Below are 13,623 nucleotides of genomic sequence, written 5' to 3' on the forward strand. Positions count from 1 at the left end.
AGCTATGCCGATATTCTCACGATCTGCGAGGCAGAGCTTGTGGCGCCGAAATGCGGGGCGGAAACCGGCTTTCGCCTGACGGCAGATACGCTTGCCGCCGCGATCACGCCGAAAACCCGCTGGCTTATGCTCAACAATCACGGCAACCCCTCGGGCGCGCTCTATTCCAAGGCCGAGCTTGAGGCGCTGGCCGAGGTGCTGCGCGCCAATCCGCATGTCTGGGTGATGGCCGACGAGATCTACGAACATATCGCCTTCGACCCCTTCACCTCCTTCCGCAACGCGGCCCCCGACCTTGCAGCGCGCACGCTGGTGGTCAATGGCGCCTCCAAGGCCTACGCGATGACCGGCTGGCGGTTGGGCTGGGGGATCGGCCCGGTGCCGCTGATCAAGGCGATGACGGCGGTGCAGGGCACGTCCACCTCCGGCGCCTCCTCCATCTCTCAGGCGGCGGCTTTGGCCGCTTTGACCGGCCCGCAGGACCTGCTGGCCGAGCGCTGCGCGGCCTTCCGCGCGCGTCGGGACATGGTGGTTGCCGCGCTGAACGCGATCCCCGGCATCGACTGCCCGGAACCCGGCGGGGCCTTCTACGTGTTCCCGTCCTGTGCAGGGCTGATCGGCAAGCACCGCCCCACGGGCGAGCCGCTGGAGACCGATGCCGATGTCTGCGACTACATCCTGTCCGAGGTCGCCGTGGCGCTTGTGCCGGGCCGCGCTTTCGGGCTGCCGGGCCATTTCCGCCTGTCCTATGCCTATTCCACCGATGACCTGACCGAAGGCCTTGCGCGGATCGCCCGCGCCGTGGCCGCCCTGAAAGACTGAGGAGATACCAGATGAGCCTGAAGGCCAAAGACCGCCCCGACCTGTCGAGCTTCCAGTGGGACGATGCGCTGATGCTGGAAGGCCAGCTGAGCGAAGATGAACGCATGCTGCGCGACGCGGCACGGGAATTTGCCCAGTCCGAGTTGCAGCCGCGCGTGATCAAGGCCTATGCCGAGGAAACCGTCGCGCCGGAGCTGTTCCCGCTGATGGGGCAGGCTGGCCTTCTGGGGGCGACGCTGCCCGAGGAATATGGCGGGCTTGGCGCCAACTATGTCACCTACGGCCTGATCGCACGCGAGATCGAGCGCGTGGATTCCGGCTACCGCTCGATGATGTCCGTGCAGTCCAGCCTCGTGATCTACCCGATCTATGCCTACGGGTCGGAAGAGCAGCGCCGGAAATACCTTCCCGGCCTGTGCTCGGGCGACCTCATCGGCTGTTTCGGCCTGACCGAGCCCGATGCCGGGTCCGACCCTGCGGGCATGAAGACGCGCGCCGAGAAGACCGCCACGGGCTATCGTATCAGCGGCTCGAAGATGTGGATTTCCAACGCGCCGATCGCCGATGTTTTCGTGGTCTGGGCCAAGTCCGAAGCGCATGGCGGCAAGATCAGGGGCTTCGTGCTGGAAAAGGGCATGGCGGGGCTGTCCGCGCCCAAGATCGCCGGCAAGCAGTCGCTGCGCGCCTCCGTGACGGGTGAAATCGTGATGGATGGCGTCGAGGTGGGCGAAGACGCGCTTCTGCCCAATGTCGAGGGGCTGAAAGGGCCGTTTGGCTGCCTCAACCGCGCGCGTTATGGCATTGCCTGGGGTGTGATGGGCGCGGCGGAGTTCAGCTGGCACGCGGCACGTCAGTATGGACTCGACCGCAAGCAATTCAACAAGCCACTCGCGCAGACCCAGCTTTTCCAGAAGAAGCTTGCCGACATGCAGACTGAGATCACCCTTGGCCTTCAGGCCGCGCTGCGCGTGGGTCGCCTGATGGACGAGGCCGCCGCCGCGCCCGAGATGATCAGCCTGATCAAGCGCAACAACTGCGGCAAGGCGCTCGATATTGCCCGCATGGCCCGCGACATGCATGGCGGCAACGGCATCTCCGAGGAATTCCAGGTCATTCGTCACATGATGAACCTGGAAACGGTGAACACCTACGAGGGGACCCATGACGTGCACGCGTTGATCCTTGGCCGCGCGCAGACCGGGTTGCAGGCCTTCTTCTAAGACGCCGGTTCCGGCCCTGCGCGATCCGCGGGGCCGGGCTTACCAGCGCGGGTCGTCGATCCCGCCCGCGAAGCGGCGCGGCATTAGACCCGCCTGGAACCAGCTGACGAAGCTGTAGATCGACCAGACCGGCAGGCCGGTGGCGGCGCGGATATCGGCGGCATAGGGCACCATATTGGTGCATTCCAGAACGATGCCGCCCACCTCGGGGTTGCGCTGCACAAGCTCACGCGCGGCGTCGAGCAGGTCGAGCCGACAGGCCTCGAAGTCGATCTCTGGCCGGTCGCCCAGGATGTCGCGGGTGAAGACGCGTCCGCCCTCGGTGCCCACCACGGGCGTATCCAGCGCTACGCCCGCCGCCTTCAGGTGGTCAGGCGAGAGGGTGCTGGCAGAGACCGTCAGGATCCCCACCCGCTTGCCCGGCGGCAGCAGCAGTTCGACCAGCGGCACCTGCATGAGCGACGAGGTCGCCACCGGCACGCCAAGGGCTGCGGCCATGTCGCCCTGCAACAGCGACAGGAACCCGCAATTGGTGGTGATCCCGTCGCAGCCCATGGCCACGAGGTCCCGTGCCGCGTCGATGAAATCCTGCACCCGATCGAGCGGCGCGCCGCGCACGATATTGTCGGGCGTCGCCCCGCGCACCACCCGGAACTGCACCGGGAAGGGCCATGTCAGCGCGTTGCCAATGTCGCCGGGAATGCGGGGAAACTGCGTTTCCAGCATCAGGATACCCACGGTTGCCCCGAATACCGTCTTGCCGCCGCGTGTGGTCATGTCAGCCTGCCTGAACGTAGATGTGAGAGAATGCCTCGCGCACGGCGCGGGTCGCGTCTTCCGTGCGCAGCGAGATATGGGCACGGAGCGTGGCCAGCGCCCGGCGCTCGTCGCGCTCGGCCAGCGCATCGAGAATGGCGCGGTGCGCGCTCATCCGGCTGGCTTCGCTGCGCCCCATGTTGAGCCCGATCATGCGGACATAGCGGATGCGCCCGTTGATGTTGTCGAGCATTCCGACCAGTTCCGCATTGCCCGACAGCCGTGCCAGCGCCATGTGAAACGCCTCGTCCATATCCAGCAGCGCGATACGGTCGCTTGCGCTGTTGTAATGCGGCTCAGAGCGGTCGAGTTCGTCGCGCAGGGCGCGGATATCTGCGTCGGGGGCACGGGCGAGGGCCAGCCGCATCGCCTCGCATTCCACCGCCGCGCGCGCCTCATAAAGATCGAGGATGCGCTCGGGCGTCAGCGAGCGGCAGAAGAAGCCCTGCCCGCCGGTAAAGGTCAGGAAGCCTTCCGACACCAGCCGGTTGAGCGCTTCGCGCAGCGGCGTGCGGCTGACCGAGAGACGCTTTGCCATCTCGCCCTCGCGGATGCGTTCATCGGGCTTGATCTCGAACTCCGCCGCCATGCGCCTGAGCTGCGCGGTGATGCGGTCGACATTGCTTTCGGGTTTGGAGCCGTCGGGTTTGGGGGCGGGGTCGGTCATGGTCGGTCTTTCCGGCAATCTGTCGGCACCCTGATATTTCGGGTTGAGTTTTGCAAGATATTTTGACCTGTATACAGCATGAAATACGAATCCGGAGGGCCGAGTCGATGACCAACCAGATGAACGGGGCCGAGGCGCTGGTGAAGATGCTGGAGGCGCAGGGGGTGCGCCATGTGTTCGGCCTCTGCGGCGACACGAGTCTGCCTTTCTATGACGCGATGCGCGGAATGGATCACGGCATGACCCACGTGCTGACCCGCGATGAACGATCGGCGGCCTACATGGCCGATGGCTATGCCCGCGTGACGGGACGCCCCGGCGTCTGCGAAGGGCCGTCTGGCGGCGGCGCGACCTATATCCTGCCGGGGCTGATCGAGGCGTCGGAAAGCAGCTACGCGGTGCTGGCGATCACGTCGGACATCTCGGTCGGGACCTATGGGAAATACCCGCTGACCGAGGTGGACCAGGACGCGCTGATGCGGCCCTTGACCAAGTGGAACACGGTCATCAAGCAGGCCGCCCATATTCCGCGCATGGTGCGGGGCGCGTTCCGGGCGATGACCACGGGCCGCCCCGGCGCGGCGCATCTGGGGCTGCCCTATGACATCCAGTATGATCCGGTGGATCCTGCCGATATCTGGGCCGACACCGCGACCCATGTCTTCCCCGCCTACCGGCAAGGGTCAGGGCCGGGCGCGGCGGAGGCGGCGGTCGATGCCATCCTGTCGGCAAAGCGACCGCTCATCGTCTGCGGCGGCGGCGTGGTGATTTCCGGCGCGTGGGAGGAACTGGCGCGGTTGGCGGAGCGGCTGGATATCGCGGTGGCCACCTCGATCTCGGGGCAGGGCAGCCTTGCCGACAGCCATCCGAACTGCCTCGGCGTGGTCGGGTCGAACGGCGGCACGGACGAAACCTGGGAGGCGATGGAAGAAGCGGACCTGGTGATCTTCATGGGCATCCGGGCGGGCTCTACCACCACGGCGAGATGGGAAGCCCCCAAGCCCGGCACGCGGATCGTGCATTTCGACAGCGACCCGATGGTGATCGGTGCGAATTACCCGACCGAGGTGGGCGTCGTGGGCGACCTGCGCCTGTCGCTGGCCGAGGTTAACGCGGTGCTGGACAGGCGCGGAGCGGGCGAGGTTTTCGGTGGTGCCGACTCGGTTGCCGAACGCAAGGCGCGCAAGTTCGACCGGTTCCTTGAACTCGCTGAAAGCGACGAGGCCCCGATCCGGCCCGAACGGGTGATCGCGACGCTCAATCGCCTGCTGCCGCCCGATGCCACCATCGTCTCGGATCCGGGCACGAGCTGCCCCTACATGTCGGCCTATTACCAGCAGGAGCTGCCGGGCCGCTACTTCATCACCAACCGGGCGCATGGGGCGCTTGGCTATTCGCTCTCGGCCTCCCTGGGCGCGTGGTATGGGCGGCCTGCATCCAAGACCGTGGCGCTGATGGGGGATGGCAGTTTCGGCTTTACGGCGGGCGAGTTGGAAACCGTGACGCGCCACCGCGCGCCGATCACCTTCGTCGTCTTTTCCAACGCCAATTTCGGATGGATCAAGGCCAGCCAGATGGCCGACAAGGGCGCACGCTATTACAACGTCGATTTCGCGCGGGTCGATCATGCCGCCGTGGCCGCGGCCTATGGGGTCAAGTCCTGGCGGGTGGAAGACCCCGCGCAGCTCGACAAGGTGCTGGCCGAAGCAATCGCCCATGACGGGCCGACGCTGGTGGATGTCGTTGTGCAGCCACTCGAGGAAGCCGCCGCCCCCGTGCGCCGCTGGATGGGGTGAGGCGCCCCGCAGGCGGGGCCCTGGCCTCTCTCCCTCAGGGCTCCGCCTGGTAGGGCTCCAGCTCTTGCAGCAGGAGCGCAAGGAATTCCTGCCCCACGGCAGAAAGCGGCCGCGTGCGCGAGGTGATCACCGCCATGTCCATCAGGATGCGCGGACGGAAGGGGCGGGTGATGAAGCCGCCCTCGAAGTCGAAATGCAGGGCGAAAGGGTCCAGCACGGCGACGCCCATGCCTTCCTTGACGAAGCTCAGCAGGTTCTTGAACAGGTGCGAATGCACCCGCGCGCGCAGTGGCACGCCGGCATTGTGAAACGCCTCGCGGGTGCGCCGGTGGGTCATGTGTTCGGGGCCCATGACGATGAAAGGCGTGCCATCGAGCAACTCGGGCGTCAGCACGTCATGGACGGCCAGCGGGCTGTCTTCGGGCAGGGCCAGCAGGGTTTCGACCGTCAGGGGATGCACGTTCAGCGCGTCGTGCAGAAGCGGCATCTCGCAGATCCCGATCTCGAACAGGCCCGACTGCACCCATTCCTGGATCTTGGTGGAATACTGCGACTGGAACGAGATCGACATGTCGGGCCGGTCCTTGGCGAAGCGCGCGATGAGCTTGGGCATGAAGCCGAAGGACATGGAGTGCTGCGAGGCGACCTGAAGCTGCCCGGCCTGCTTGTTTTGCAGGTCCACCACGGCCTGGCTGACATGGTCGAGCCCGCGCACCACGGTATCGACTTCCTGGTAGAGCACCTCGGCCTCGGGCGTGGGCAGAAGCCGCCCGCGCGCGCGTTCAAACAGCTTGAAACGCGTTTCGCGTTCGAGCTGTGCGATGAGGTTGGAAATGCCGGGCTGCGAGATGCCCAGTTGGTGGGCGGCGGCGGTCACGGTGCCGGTTTCCACGATGGCATGGAAGGCTTGCAGCTGGCGGAAGCGGAGGGACATGGGTTATCCATCATTTCAAGTGATGGACTACTGATAAAATAGTATTGGAAATGATGAAAGCGGCAAGGCAGGCTGACCCCAGGGAAAACGCGGGGATGGCATGTCTGCCTGGGACCAGACGATCACTGGAATGGATCTGTGGCATCTTGCGCTGCCGGTCAACGCGCGGCGCGATCATGGCATTGGCTCGGTCGAGCATGCGGTCGATATCGTCGTGCTGCGCCTGACGACCGAAGGCGGGCTTGAGGGCTGGGGCGAGGCGAGCCCCTGGGTTGTCTTTACCGGGTCAGCCGAGGCGACATTCGCGGCGCTGAACCGATATATCCGCCCTCTGGTTGTGGGGCGCAAACTGTCGGACCGGGCGCGGATCATGGCCGATGCGCACTACGCGGTGGCCCATTGCACCGAGGCGAAGGCGGCGCTGGAAACGGCCCTGCTGGACCTGATGGGCAAGGCCTCGGGCCTGCCGGTGTCGGAACTGCTTGGCGGCACCTACCGGGCGCGCATTCCGCTGTCCTGTTCCATCGCCGACCCCGATTTCGGGCGCGACCTGGCGCTGATGGACCGGCTGCGCGCGGACGGGGTGCGGATCATCAAGCTGAAGACCGGGTTCAAGGATCATGCCTTCGACATCACCCGGCTGGAAAAGCTGCGCGCCGATTACCCGGAGTTCGACATTCGCGTGGACTACAACCAGGGCCTGCACCACGACATCGCGCTGGCCTGTGTGCGCGACGTGGCGACCTTCCGGCCCACCTTCATCGAACAGCCCGTGAAGGCGCATCTGCGCGAGCTGATGGCGCGGATCCGGGACGAGATCGACGTGCCCCTGCTGGCCGATGAAAGCATCTTCGGGCCCGAGGACATGGCGCTTGGCCTGTCGATGGGGATCGCCGATGGCGTCTCGATCAAGATCATGAAATCGGGCGGGCTGACGCGCGCGCAGTCGGTGGCGCGGATGGCGGCGGCCTCGGGCCTGTCGGCCTATGGCGGCGACATGTTCGAAGCGGGAATCGCCCATCTGGCGGGTGCGCACATGATCGCGGCAACCCCTGAGATCACTCTTGGCTGCGAGTTCTACCAGGCCAGCTATTTCCTGGTCGAAGACGTGCTGACCCAGCCCTTCCCGGTGAAAGACGGCGCCGTGGTTCTGCCCACGGCCCCGGGGTTGGGGATCGACCCCGATATCGAGGTGCTGGAGCGCTACAAGGTGGCGGGCACGGGATGAGTGAAGCGAGAAAACTCGGACGATACGTTGATAAAATGTTGACGAATTACAAAAGAGAGGCAAGGCTGCGCTCAGGGAATCGTGGGAGAGGGCCCTGTGTGGCCCGCCCCGCAGCAAGGAGTTGGCCAGCATGACCGGCCAGATCGTCGTCATTGGCGCCGGGATCGTCGGCGTCTCCGCCGCCATTTGGCTGCGCCGCATGGGCCGCGAGGTCGTGCTGCTGGACCGGGGCGAACCGGGGCAGGGCACGAGCTATGGCAATGCCGGCGTGCTGGCCAGCTGCGCCATCGTGCCGGTCACCACGCCGGGGCTGATCCCCAAGGGGCCGGGCTACCTGATGGACCCCAACTTTCCGCTATTCATGCGCTGGAGCTACCTGCCCAGGATGATCCCCTGGCTGGTGAAATACCTCTCTCATGCCAATGACCGCGACACGCGCCGCATCGCGCAGGGGCTTAATGGCGTCATCGGCGACAGCGTCGATCAGCACCTGGCGCTGGCCAAGGGCACGCGGGCCGAGGAATGGGTGGTCGAGAGCGATTACGTCTTTGCCTATGCCGACCGCGCCACCTTCGAGAAGGACAGCTATGTCTGGACCCTGCGCCGCGAGGCGGGTTTCGCGCCCGAGCTGATCGAGGGGGCGGCGGTCCACGAATACCAGACCTGTTTTTCCGACCGGGTGGGTTGCCTGGCGGTGATGAAGAACCACGGCTTCATCCGCGATCCGGGGGGCTACGTCGCGGCGCTGGCCGGGGAGTTCAAGGCGCTTGGCGGCACTTTCCGGCAGGCCGAGGTCAAGGATTTCGTCATGACCGAGGACAAGGTCAGCGCGGTGCTGACGCAAGAGGGCGAGATCCCCTGCGACCAGGTGGTCCTGACCACCGGTGTCTGGTCCAAGCCGCTGATGAAGAAGCTGGGCATCACCGTGCCCCTGGAAACCGAGCGCGGCTATCACATCGTCTTCGAAGGCGCGACAGGCGGGCCGACGGTGCCGGTCATGGTCGCCAGCGGAAAATTTGTCGCCACACCGATGGCGCAGGGCGTAAGATGTGCGGGTGTGGTCGAATTCGGCGGGCTGGAGGCAGGACCTTCGCGCGCGCCCTTCGAGCTTCTTCGCCGGCAGGTCGCCCAGACCTTCCCCGGCCTGGAGGCCAGTAACGAGATTGAATGGCAGGGCCACCGCCCGGCACCGACCGACAGCCTTCCTCTGATCGGGGAAGTGCGATCCAGCGGTGTCTTCGCGGGCTTTGGCCACCACCATATCGGCCTGACGGGCGGGCCGAAAACCGGGCGCTGGCTGGCGCAGATGATCACCGGCCAGAGGCCCAATACCGACATGACCCCCTACGACCCACAGAGGTTTGCGGGGTGATTGGGCAAAACAAAGACCAAGAATGCAGCAACCAACAAGGAGACTGACATGAAGACCTTCAAACTGACCCTCGCCGCGGCAGCGACCGTGATGGCGGGACCGGCGCTGGCCGATACCTGGGACATGCCGATGGCCTATTCGGGGTCCAACTTCCACTCGGTGACGGGTGCGGAATTCGCCCAGTGCGTGACCACCGGCACCGGCGGTGAGATCGAGATCGTGACCCATCCGGGCGGTTCGCTGTTCGCGGGCGCGGACATCAAGCGCGCGGTGCAGACCGGCCAGGTGCCGATCGGCGAGCGCCTGCTGTCGGGCCACCAGAACGAGAACGCTCTCTTTGGCGTGGACTCGATCCCCTTCCTCGTCTCCTCCTTCGAAGAGCATGACGTGCTGTGGGAGATCGCCGAGCCCTATATCGAGGACCTGCTGGCCGAACAGAACCTGGTGCTGCTCTACTCGGTGCCGTGGCCGCCGCAGGGGCTCTACTTCAACCAGGAAGTGAACTCGGTCGCCGATATGGAAGGCATCCGCTTCCGCTCCTACTCCAACGCCACCAACCGCCTTGCGGAACTGACCGGCATGCTGCCGGTGACGATCGAAGCGGCTGAAATCAGCCAGGCCTTTGCCACCGGCGTGGCCTCGTCGATGGTGTCCTCGGGCGCGACCGGCTATGACCGCCGTGTCTGGGAAAGCCTGAGCCACTTCTACGAAGTCGACGCTTGGCTGCCGCGCAACTACGTCTTCGTCAATGCCGATGTCTGGGGCGACACCTCGGAAGCCAACCAGAACATCATCCGCGGCTGCGCGGGCATGGCCGAATATGCAGGTGCATGGCGCGCCCGTGAATACACCGGCTTCACGCTCGCAGGCCTGGCCGCAGGTGGCATGACCGTGCAGCGTGCGGGCGATCAGCTGGTGGCCGACCTGCGCGAGATCGGTGAGATCATGACCGCCGAGTGGCTGGAAGCCGCTGGCGATACCGGTCGCGAAATCGTCGACGCCTATCACGCCGCAATGGCCGAGCGCCAGTAAGGCAAAACCTGTTTCCGGGGGCGCGCGCATCGTCCGCGCCCCCGGATCTTCGTTTTCCGACACTCCAAGACGAGGCTGATCCATGTCCCGGTTAAAAGTCGCGGCACGAACCTCCCTGGATGGGCTATACCTGTCCTCCGGCGTGCTGGCCGCGCTGTGCCTGATCGTCATCCTGCTGCTTATCGTTGCGCAGATGATCGCCCGCTGGACGGGCGAAATCTTCCCCGGAGCCCCCAGTTACGCGGGCTATTTCATGGCGGCCGCAAGTTTCTTTGCCCTGGCCAACGCGTTGAACAGGGGCGCGCATATCCGCGTGTCGCTGCTGCTCAATGCCGTGCCCAAGGGCATCCGCCGCCTGCTGGAGGTCTGGTGCTTCGGCCTTGGCGCGGTGATCATGTGCTACTTCACCTACCAGGCCTACTGGTTCACCTACTGGTCGTGGAAATTCAACGAGATCAGCCAGGCGCAGGACGCCACGGCGCTGTGGATCCCGCAATCGGTGATGGTGATCGGCGGGGGCATCCTGGCCGTCGCGCTGATCGATCACCTGATTGCCGTCATTCTGCATGGCGACCATCGCATCGAGCGCGATCTGGTCGACCAGAGCTTCGGGGAGTGATCCGATGCACGAACTTTATGCCATCGTCATTTTCCTCTTTGTTCTCTTCTTCCTGCTCGGCACCGGGGTCTGGGTTGGGCTTGCCCTGATGGGCGTGGCCTATGTGGGCATGGAGATGTTCGCCTCGGGCGATCCGGGCCAGCGGATGATCACGCAGATCTGGTCGTCCTCGTCCAGCTGGACGCTGACCGCGCTGCCTCTGTTCATCTGGATGGGCGAAATCCTCTATCGCACGCGATTGTCCGAGGACATGTTCAAGGGCCTGTCTCCCTGGCTTGGCCGGCTGCCCGGCGGGCTGGTGCACACCAATATCCTGGGCTGCACGGTGTTCGCGGCGGTGTCGGGGTCGTCGGCCGCGACGCTGACCACCGTGGGCAAGATGTCGATCCCGGAGCTGCGGGCGCGCAACTACCCGGAAAGCGTCATCATCGGCACCCTGGCCGGGGCGGCGACGCTTGGACTGATGATCCCGCCCTCGCTGACGCTGATCGTCTATGGCGTCACGGTAAACGAGTCGATCATCCGGCTGTTCTTCGCGGGCATCATGCCGGGCCTCGTGCTGGCGGCCATGTTCATGGGCTATGTGGCGATCTACTCGAAGCTGTCCAAAACGTGGAACCCGGACGTGGAAAAGGGCATGAGCTTTGCCGAGAAGGTGCAGAACTCGCGCTTTCTCTTGCCGGTGATCTGCCTGATCGTCGTGGTGATCGGGTCGATGTACCTGGGCTTTGCCACCGCGACCGAAGCTGCTGCCTTCGGCGTCATCGGCTCGCTGGTGCTGGCGCTTGGGCAGGGTTCGCTCAACTGGGACAGCTTCAGCCAGAGCCTGATGGGCGCGACCCGCACCTCGGCCATGATTGCGCTGATCCTGGCGGGGGCGGCCTTCCTCAAGCTGTCGATGGGCTTTACCGGGCTGCCGCGCGCCCTGGCCGACATGATCGCGCATATGGACCTGAGCCGTTTCGAGCTGCTCATGGTGCTGCTGGTCTTCTACATCATCCTGGGCATGTTCCTCGACGGGATTTCCTCGGTGGTGCTGACCATGGCGGTGGTGGAGCCGATGGTGCGCGAAGCCGGGATCGACCTGATCTGGTTCGGCATCTTCGTGGTGGTCGTGGTGGAAATGGCGCAGATCACGCCCCCGATCGGCTTCAACCTCTTCGTGCTCCAGGGCATGACAGACCACGAGATGAGTTACATCGCCAAGGCCTCGCTGCCGATGTTCGCGATCATGGTGCTGATGGTCTTCGTCCTCATCTGGGTGCCGGACCTGGCGCTGTGGCTGCCTGAAAACATCCGGCAGGGGCCATGACCGAGACCCTTTGGCGGGCGCTGGAAACCTGCGCCCGCCACGGCCGCCTTGTCCTTGTGGCGGGGCTTGTGGCCGGGATCAGCCTGCCGGATCTGGCGCAGGCCATGCGGCCCCATCTGCCCTGGATGGTGGCCGTTTTGCTGTTCTTCTCAGCCTTCCGTATCGGTCCGGCGGAGACCATCGGTCAGATGACGCGCCTGTGGCGGCCCCTGCGCGACGTGGCCCTGCTGCAATTGCTGCTGCCGGTGGCGGGTTTCGCCCTCTTCTCGGCCATTGGGGTGATCGGCACGATCCCGGCGCTTGCCGTGATGCTGATGCTTTCGGCCCCGTCGATCACCGGGGCGCCCAATTTCGTCGTGCTGGCAGGAAAGGACCCGGCGCCCGCGATGCAGATCCTGATCTTCGGAACCGCGCTCTTTCCGCTGACCGTGCTGCCGGTTCTGTGGCTGATGCAGGACGCCATGCCGGGGGCGGGGGACGTGCTGGCCGCTGCCGGGCGGCTGGTGGCGGTGGTGGCACTGGCGGTGGTGCTTGGCTTCGCGGCCAGGGCGCTGATCCTGCCCCGGCCCGACGCGGGCCAGACCCGGCGGCTGGACGGGATCGGGGTGATCCTTCTGGCGATCATCGTGATCGGTCTCATGGCCGGGGTCGCGCCGCTGATCGACACGGGCTGGCGCGCGGTAGGTTTCTGGCTGGCGGTGGTGTTCGCGGCTAATTTCGGCCTGCAACTGGCGGTGTTCCTGGCCCTGCGCGCCCGCACGTCGCACCAGGTGGCGCTGTCGATCATCGCGGGCAACCGCAACGTGGCGCTGTTCCTCGTGGCGCTGCCTGCGACGACAGTCGACGCGCTGCTGCCCTTTATCGCCTGCTACCAGTTCCCGATGTACCTGACGCCCCTGCTGCTTGGCTGGCTGCACACCCGCTCAGAGACCTGAGCGGATCATGTCGGCGGCTTTTTCCGCGATCATTACCGTGGGCGAGTTGGTGTTGCCCGAGGTGATCGTGGGCATGATCGAGGCATCGACGACACGCAACCCTTCCATCCCGTGCACTTTCAGCCGGTGATCCACGACCGCGCCGGGCCCCTCGCCCATGCGGGCGGTTCCGACAGGGTGGAAGATGGTGGTGCCGATCTGGCCCGCGGCCTCGACCAGTTCGGCCTCGGAAGCGTATTCGGGCCCGGGGCGGACCTCTTGCGGGTTGTATTGGGCCAGCGGGGCCTGCTGGACGATCCGTCGGGTCAGCTCGATCGAGCGGGCGGCAACGATGCGATCGCCCTCGGTGGAAAGGTAGTTGGGCCGGATCGCGGGGGCCTCGCGGGGGTCGGGCGATTTCAGCCGGACGTCACCGCGCGATTCAGGCCGCAGGTTGCACACGGAGGCGGTAAAGGCCGGGAACGGGTCCAGATCCTCGCCGAACTTGGGCAAGCTCAGCGGCTGGACATGGTATTCCAGGTCAGGGGTTTCGAGGCTCGGATCGGACTTGGCGAAGGCCCCGAGCTGCGAGGGGGCCATCGACATCGGCCCCTTGCGGCGCAGCGCGTAGTCGAGCCCGATCTTGGCCTTGCCAAAGAGGGTCGCGGCCATCTGGTTGAGCGTCTTCACGCCCTCGACCCGGTAGGACAGCCGCAGTTGCAGGTGATCCTGCAGGTTGCCGCCCACGCCCGCCATTTCGTGCGCCACGTCGATCCCGTGATCCTGCAGGTGCTGGCCCGGCCCGATGCCCGAGAGCATCATCAGCTGCGGCGAACCGAGCGCACCGGCCGACAGGATCACCTCGCGCGCCGCCGTCGCCTGCGCCGGCTG

General features: G+C 65.5%; 13 protein-coding genes. 9 read left to right on the forward strand and 4 right to left on the reverse strand.

Features of this window, described 5'->3' with window-relative positions; translation table 11 throughout:
* A partial coding sequence (locus ACEQXV_RS13940; protein ID WP_370269709.1) for an aminotransferase class I/II-fold pyridoxal phosphate-dependent enzyme occupies positions 1-822 on the forward strand: 822 nt, incomplete at its 5' end.
* An 11-nt stretch (positions 823-833) separates the two neighbouring features.
* Complete coding sequence (locus tag ACEQXV_RS13945; RefSeq protein ID WP_370269711.1) at positions 834-2,042, forward strand: acyl-CoA dehydrogenase; 1,209 nt, start codon at positions 834-836, stop codon at positions 2,040-2,042.
* A 39-nt stretch (positions 2,043-2,081) separates the two neighbouring features.
* Here the strand turns inward: ACEQXV_RS13945 and ACEQXV_RS13950 are convergent, their stop codons facing one another.
* Both ACEQXV_RS13950 and ACEQXV_RS13955 read right to left on the reverse strand, forming a co-directional pair.
* Positions 2,082-2,819 (reverse strand): aspartate/glutamate racemase family protein, encoded by a 738-nt coding sequence (locus ACEQXV_RS13950; RefSeq protein WP_370254665.1) that lies wholly within the window; start codon positions 2,817-2,819, stop codon positions 2,082-2,084.
* Position 2,820: 1 nt separating this feature from the next.
* Complete coding sequence (locus ACEQXV_RS13955; RefSeq protein ID WP_370254667.1) at positions 2,821-3,525, reverse strand: GntR family transcriptional regulator; 705 nt, start codon at positions 3,523-3,525, stop codon at positions 2,821-2,823.
* 107 nt (positions 3,526-3,632) lie between these two features.
* Between ACEQXV_RS13955 and ACEQXV_RS13960 the strand changes: the two genes are divergently transcribed.
* A complete protein-coding gene (locus ACEQXV_RS13960; protein WP_370269712.1) occupies positions 3,633-5,321 on the forward strand; it encodes a thiamine pyrophosphate-binding protein in 1,689 nt (562 codons plus the stop codon).
* A gap of 34 nt (positions 5,322-5,355) precedes the next feature.
* On the opposite strand, the gene ACEQXV_RS13965 is transcribed toward ACEQXV_RS13960, so the two are convergent.
* Entirely contained in the window at positions 5,356-6,255 is a 900-nt protein-coding gene (locus ACEQXV_RS13965) for a LysR family transcriptional regulator (protein ID WP_370254670.1), read from the reverse strand.
* A 100-nt stretch (positions 6,256-6,355) separates the two neighbouring features.
* Between ACEQXV_RS13965 and ACEQXV_RS13970 the strand changes: the two genes are divergently transcribed.
* The 6 genes from ACEQXV_RS13970 (at position 6,356) to ACEQXV_RS13995 (ending at position 12,753) form a co-directional block, all read left to right on the forward strand.
* The gene (locus tag ACEQXV_RS13970; protein ID WP_370269713.1) at positions 6,356-7,483 is read left to right on the forward strand and encodes an enolase C-terminal domain-like protein; all 1,128 of its coding nucleotides are present in this window, start codon (positions 6,356-6,358) and stop codon (positions 7,481-7,483) included.
* 130 nt (positions 7,484-7,613) lie between these two features.
* Entirely contained in the window at positions 7,614-8,855 is a 1,242-nt protein-coding gene (locus ACEQXV_RS13975) for an NAD(P)/FAD-dependent oxidoreductase (RefSeq protein ID WP_370269714.1), read from the forward strand.
* A 48-nt stretch (positions 8,856-8,903) separates the two neighbouring features.
* Positions 8,904-9,887 (forward strand): TRAP transporter substrate-binding protein, encoded by a 984-nt coding sequence (locus tag ACEQXV_RS13980; protein WP_370254675.1) that lies wholly within the window; start codon positions 8,904-8,906, stop codon positions 9,885-9,887.
* A gap of 82 nt (positions 9,888-9,969) precedes the next feature.
* Entirely contained in the window at positions 9,970-10,506 is a 537-nt protein-coding gene (locus ACEQXV_RS13985) for a TRAP transporter small permease (RefSeq protein WP_370254676.1), read from the forward strand.
* Between the two features lie 4 nt (positions 10,507-10,510).
* A complete protein-coding gene (locus ACEQXV_RS13990; RefSeq protein WP_370269716.1) occupies positions 10,511-11,818 on the forward strand; it encodes a TRAP transporter large permease in 1,308 nt (435 codons plus the stop codon).
* Positions 11,815-12,753 (forward strand): hypothetical protein, encoded by a 939-nt coding sequence (locus ACEQXV_RS13995; protein ID WP_370269717.1) that lies wholly within the window; start codon positions 11,815-11,817, stop codon positions 12,751-12,753. The genes ACEQXV_RS13990 and ACEQXV_RS13995 overlap by 4 nt, the downstream gene beginning before the upstream one ends.
* Here ACEQXV_RS13995 and ACEQXV_RS14000 read toward each other — a convergent pair.
* Positions 12,742-13,623: GMC family oxidoreductase (locus ACEQXV_RS14000; RefSeq protein ID WP_370269718.1), on the reverse strand; the 882-nt coding region annotated here is incomplete at its 5' end. The genes ACEQXV_RS13995 and ACEQXV_RS14000 overlap by 12 nt on opposite strands.

Origin of the sequence: Nioella sp. (assembly GCF_964229645.1) — a bacterium.
Classification (GTDB): domain Bacteria; phylum Pseudomonadota; class Alphaproteobacteria; order Rhodobacterales; family Rhodobacteraceae; genus Nioella.

What these genes read in the sequence shown, in the direction of transcription:
- ACEQXV_RS13945 (WP_370269711.1), top strand. Translation starts at nt 834, where the DNA reads ATGAGCCTGAAGGCCAAAGACCGCCCCGACCTGTCGAGCTTCCAGTGG.
- ACEQXV_RS13950 (WP_370254665.1), bottom strand. Translation starts at nt 2,819, where the DNA reads ATGACCACACGCGGCGGCAAGACGGTATTCGGGGCAACCGTGGGTATC.
- ACEQXV_RS13955 (WP_370254667.1), bottom strand. Translation starts at nt 3,525, where the DNA reads ATGACCGACCCCGCCCCCAAACCCGACGGCTCCAAACCCGAAAGCAAT.
- ACEQXV_RS13960 (WP_370269712.1), top strand. Translation starts at nt 3,633, where the DNA reads ATGACCAACCAGATGAACGGGGCCGAGGCGCTGGTGAAGATGCTGGAG.
- ACEQXV_RS13965 (WP_370254670.1), bottom strand. Translation starts at nt 6,255, where the DNA reads ATGTCCCTCCGCTTCCGCCAGCTGCAAGCCTTCCATGCCATCGTGGAA.
- ACEQXV_RS13970 (WP_370269713.1), top strand. Translation starts at nt 6,356, where the DNA reads ATGTCTGCCTGGGACCAGACGATCACTGGAATGGATCTGTGGCATCTT.
- ACEQXV_RS13975 (WP_370269714.1), top strand. Translation starts at nt 7,614, where the DNA reads ATGACCGGCCAGATCGTCGTCATTGGCGCCGGGATCGTCGGCGTCTCC.
- ACEQXV_RS13980 (WP_370254675.1), top strand. Translation starts at nt 8,904, where the DNA reads ATGAAGACCTTCAAACTGACCCTCGCCGCGGCAGCGACCGTGATGGCG.
- ACEQXV_RS13985 (WP_370254676.1), top strand. Translation starts at nt 9,970, where the DNA reads ATGTCCCGGTTAAAAGTCGCGGCACGAACCTCCCTGGATGGGCTATAC.
- ACEQXV_RS13990 (WP_370269716.1), top strand. Translation starts at nt 10,511, where the DNA reads ATGCACGAACTTTATGCCATCGTCATTTTCCTCTTTGTTCTCTTCTTC.
- ACEQXV_RS13995 (WP_370269717.1), top strand. Translation starts at nt 11,815, where the DNA reads ATGACCGAGACCCTTTGGCGGGCGCTGGAAACCTGCGCCCGCCACGGC.